This is a genomic window from Wolbachia endosymbiont of Nomada ferruginata (assembly GCF_001675785.1).
In the GTDB taxonomy this organism is placed as follows: Bacteria; Pseudomonadota; Alphaproteobacteria; order Rickettsiales; family Anaplasmataceae; genus Wolbachia; species Wolbachia pipientis.
In genome coordinates this window covers 1-4,791 of record NZ_LYUY01000095.1, presented here as the reverse complement: position 1 = coordinate 4,791, position 4,791 = coordinate 1, and the positions used below count along the sequence as shown (strand labels likewise).

Annotated in this window: 3 protein-coding genes; 1 reads left to right on the top strand and 2 read right to left on the bottom strand. The window is 31.4% G+C overall.

The annotated features are described in order from the left end of the window. Window positions 1–58 precede the first annotated feature (58 nt). Window positions 59–2,071, bottom strand: a complete 2,013-nt coding sequence (locus BA053_RS05250; protein ID WP_245611606.1) for a hypothetical protein — start codon at window positions 2,069–2,071, stop codon at window positions 59–61. 9 nt (window positions 2,072–2,080) lie between these two features. Then, window positions 2,081–3,418: a hypothetical protein gene (locus BA053_RS05245; protein ID WP_065095437.1), complete on the bottom strand. Its 1,338-nt coding sequence runs from the start codon at window positions 3,416–3,418 to the stop codon at window positions 2,081–2,083. Window positions 3,419–4,203: 785 nt separating this feature from the next. On the opposite strand from BA053_RS05245, the gene BA053_RS05240 reads away from it, so the two are divergent. Next, window positions 4,204–4,791, top strand: a 588-nt coding sequence (locus BA053_RS05240; protein WP_156518236.1) for a hypothetical protein, incomplete at its 3' end; no start/stop codon positions are given.

The following is a 4,791-nucleotide window of genomic DNA, read 5'->3' as shown; positions in this document are numbered from 1 at the left end:
TGTTGGATACTTTTTTCTCATCTTTACCCCGTACTAAAATTTCAGATATTATAGCCTTTTACTTGTTTCCGGACAACCTCTTATACGCTTCACCTTCTTTATATCTTGTCAACTGGTCCTTAGCCTCTTTTTCTTTTTTATCCAAATCTCCTTTCTTAGCAAATTTTAGCTCTATTCCAACTGGGGGGTATTCTTTTTTTTGATCAGTAGCATTTATAACCAACATAACATCCAACTTCTCTCCACCACCTATTTGAAATTCAGTAATAACTTTTATATTATCTTCTCCGTAGCTACTAAATAAACCATGCAATACAGCTTGAAATGTAGCCTCATTGCTTATTAATGATTTGAAAGGATGTAGTATATGAGAAATTTCTTCAAATAGTTTTTTGTAATCATCATATTTACCAGATTTTATAGCTTTGCTCAAAGCTGCTTTAAATTTTTTATTTTCCACAATTGGAGTAAAATTACCTTGTAAAATTTCTTTACCTCTTTTGTATTTGTCCAATGAGTCATACGTATTTACTGTAATTCCCTTATTCTTATTACAGTACTGATCAAATGGATTCTTATTACTAGGTGTACTGTATAAGTTACAGGTTATTTCTTGTATCTTTATGTCATTGACGTTTTGAATTCCCCTAATATTTTCAATAGGAATTCCTTTATTATCTGGCACTCTCAATGCAAATTCATTTTTTTCATTTATGTTGAGTATAAGCACCTTCTTACCTAAAGTTAGCACTATAGTTGTAACACAATCCGCAATACTTTCTTTTGCTGCTTCTGGGCGCTTCTGTGATCCAGTAGCCATTTTATCATTTTGATCATAAATAAAAATATGTTTACCTAACTTTTCACGCTTAATAATATTAGAAATAAGTACTAGCTGACCTAAGATCATTCTGCTGACATAATTAATATTATCACTTCCACCATTGCTCCAAACAATTCCATAGTAAAGATACTCTAGCTGTGTTTTTATCACCTCAGCATTTGCTGCTTCAGTGCCAAGTAACTTTTCTATTACAGAATTACCTTCTCGACTAAGAAAATTTTCTACATCAATTTTAACATTTTCGTGATGAACCATGTCAAAATTTAATCCTACACAAATAGCTTCATTAGCTATAGTAATCATTCTTATAGAGTTAGAAAAAGAGCCCTTAACATAATCTTGTGCTTGCTTCAATGCTTTTATCACTGTACTTATCTCACCAGTACCTGCTTTAAGCTCAATAATAATAGGAATAGAGCTTAGCGACTTATCAGAACCGCGCACAAGTAAAATAATGTCTGCGTAACCTTTTCCAGCAAATAATTCGAGATAAAGTTTTAGGTGAAAACGATACTTAAAATTTATCAAAAACCCAGCTAAAAACCCATGATGACTTGATTCTTTACCGCTAAATAGAGTTTCTTTTTCATATTTCTTATAGACATTTGTAATATAATTAAACATTCTTCTAGCGTTCTTTTTTACTTCTTCGAAATCTTGATTACTCAATTTTGAAATTAAGCTCTCTAGGTCTTGTTGGTCACGATCTTTTTCTATTTCTGTAAAACCTTTTTGTGAATAATCAGTCTTTTTACTAAAAGCTGGATCAACATTTTCGTACTTTACTTCTTTTCCTGTAATTGTTATTTCATGCTCTTCTTTTTCTAGTTTATTAAACTCTTCTGCAATTTTCCATCCCTGTGCTATTTTTTCTAACTCTTCTCGAGAAAACTTTAGATGCTTGTTACCACCAACTTGATCAGACAAGGTTATACACTTAATTTTCTCATTAGTTAATACAGCTATTTTTAAAGTTCTATTATCATCAAAACGAAAATGAAGTTTTTTGATACCAATTTTAGTAGCAAGTTCTGTGTCTAATACAGTAGCAAACATACCAAAAAAGAAACTAGGGAAAAAGCCTGGCTTTCCAACTGAATGCAAAAAAGAAGGAGATTGATTGATAAACGATTGGAACCTTTTTTGAAAATCTAGGAACTCGTCTTTTGATTTATTTCTCATTAACAGAAGCTGTACCAACTCAAGCGGCTTGACATTACTTGGCATATTACTCTCCTATTTGCTATGGCCTAAAGATTTTATATTATATGGGGTATCAGTCGTACTGAGACTTGACTGTGGCAAAGTATCACCAGCTTCACGCAAAATTGATTCTTTAGAAGCTTCTTGAGCTAATTTAGAAAATACTTGTTCTCCTAATTGCAATTTTTTACCCCCATGAAATAACTGAATTTTACTTAATACAGAATCTTTAACCTTTATCATCTCTTCACCACTCATTTCTTTTACGTGCTTTAATATCTTCCCTAATATTTCTTCTTTACTTACCCCTTGTCTACTTGGATCCACAATTAAATTTGCTATTGTATATGTAACTGAATAGTCTACAAAAATAGAGGAAATAGATTGCTCCCCGCGGTCTTGAGTTTTTAATTTTATTATACGTTCCCAAACATTCATCATACATTTTTTTGTTTCTTCAGACAGATCTGGATTCTTCAGTACTTGATCTGATAATGAAGATAAAAAAGTTGTGTAACGTTCACATTCAATCTGACTACACAATCGGCTTAATTCCATAAAAGAATCAAAGTAATACTGACCTACTAGCACATTCAACACTGCATAATAAGTATTTTCCTTATAATCTCTATCTAGTAATTTTTTCTTTTGCTCATCATCCATTTTAGACAGGCAAAACTCTATGGTGTCTACTTCTTTGTAACCCTTTACTGCAGATAAAGCTGCTTCAATTAACAGATCATCTTTATCTTGACTAGAAATATTAGGATCTCTGTGCAATTTATTATAAAAGTATTCTATACCCTCTTCCCAATTTTTACGTGAGTTTACTCGTATGGCTTCTTTTAAACCTTCAACTGTTGTATATTCGTTTAGTTTTCCAATCTGTTTATTAATAAGGGAAGACCAAAAAGCTTTTATAGGGCTACTCTCTTTATGGTGATCCAAAAGTTCATCTTTTAGCTCATCATCAGAAACATCTTCTTCAAATGCACTATTTTTAAACTTTATAAATACTTGCTCAAATAATCTAGGTATCTCACCTTCTAAGCAGTATTTACATGCTAAGTAATATCTTTTAGAAATGTTTAATGGATTCTCTTTTCCATTTTTATTTTTTTCTTCAGTTAACCTTTCACCAACAATTTCATTTTTTAATCTTACTCCATCCCAACAAGAATTATCAGAGAATATATCAGAGAAAAATTTTAATTTTCCCTCATCAAAATCTTCAATTAATTGAATATAAACCCTCAACCATCTTTCTACTCTAAGATGTTTTCTTGCTTTAACTTGATTATCGTCGCCTTTAATAGCACCTTTTAATATATCAAGTATTTTATTGTAATTGTGATCCAAACCAGATTCCATACCCGCAACCCCATTTTGTATTTTAATATAAACTTTAGTCTAGTAAATTATCGTTGCCAAGCCAATCTTTTTCTCCAAACCTTACCACTGTACAACAGGAAATTTCTTGAGAGCCAAGTATGATATTTTCATTCTAATAATTAATTGTAAAACACTTTTACTTACGAAAAAATAGACCTTGCTGTAACTAAAGAAATTCCTATTTTAGTGCCACAAAAATTTGAATTATTTACTCTTTCTAAAATTGCAAAAAAGGTCTTATATTTGTGAGAGCATGTTGTGTAAAAATAAGGTTGTCAAAATAGAAGCTTGAAATCTTTGTAACAAAGTTAGGCAAATTAGTTCATATGTAAATTTAGCTGAAGTAAGCTAATATAGCTAGTTTTACCGTATAATAAAATCACCATATAAAAAAGTTCGTATGTATCGTTTGGTAGACCAACGCATTCCAAGAAAAATAGTTCTCACCGCTCTTGGTTTTGAGTGCTGAAAATGGTTGTTTTACTTGAGATCTTAATAATATGTCTTGCTAAATTAATAGCAGTTTATTTTAGAATAATAATTAAGGTAGATTTATAAAAAACAGAATTTAAAAGCAAATAAAAGGCCTTGTATTGAGCCTGTTAAGAGCCTTTTGCAAAAAGTTATTCAAGCCTAAAAAAAATTTCAAATTGAGGATTGACAAAACTTAGAAAAGGGATATCTTACTTGAAGTGCCATCAAGTTACTATAGTGTATGTTAGATGTAACAGTTTCCATTTTTTTCCATTCATAAAGGGGTGATCATGCTACGTTCAGATATTCCAGAAGCTTTGTTTTCATCCATTAGAGAAGATGATCCCTATAGAGCATCTAAGCTTTTTCAAATTGAACGCTGGTGCTATGCAAATTGGCGTCTACACCAAAAAAGTGGACAGAAAGGATGTAATTTTCTTGCACAAGTGTTGTCTGGTGAGGATTGTTGGAAAAAAGTAGACAATTTACACGGAGTTAAGCTTGATAGGCAAATGGTAGGTAAAAAATTGATTGTGCAAAATTCAAATAATCCTTTTAGTACTGATAAAAGATATGAGATTGCCTGTCGTTATTGCCTGGAAGAAGATATTATTGCTCTATTTGAAGAGAGAAAAAATAAACTATCAGCTCAAGGTAAGAGCAGTCTGTTGGAGTATGGTCACTTAGTTAAGACTCTAGGAGGCAACCTTTTAATAGTTTTTTGGTCACATTTTGTTAGTGGTTACATCTCTAAACTAAATTTAGATGGCTGTCATCCATATGAGTACGGGCTTAAATGTGCTATGAGTTTTAAGCAAGAGCAGGCAGTGGAATTTTTCTGGAATAAAATAAAGTTATTACCTGAAAATGAAATGAAC

Excerpts from the sequence above, each read along its gene's own strand:
- BA053_RS05250 (WP_245611606.1), bottom strand. The coding sequence starts at position 2,071 with ATGCCAAGTAATGTCAAGCCGCTTGAGTTGGTACAGCTTCTGTTAATG.
- BA053_RS05245 (WP_065095437.1), bottom strand. The coding sequence starts at position 3,418 with ATGGAATCTGGTTTGGATCACAATTACAATAAAATACTTGATATATTA.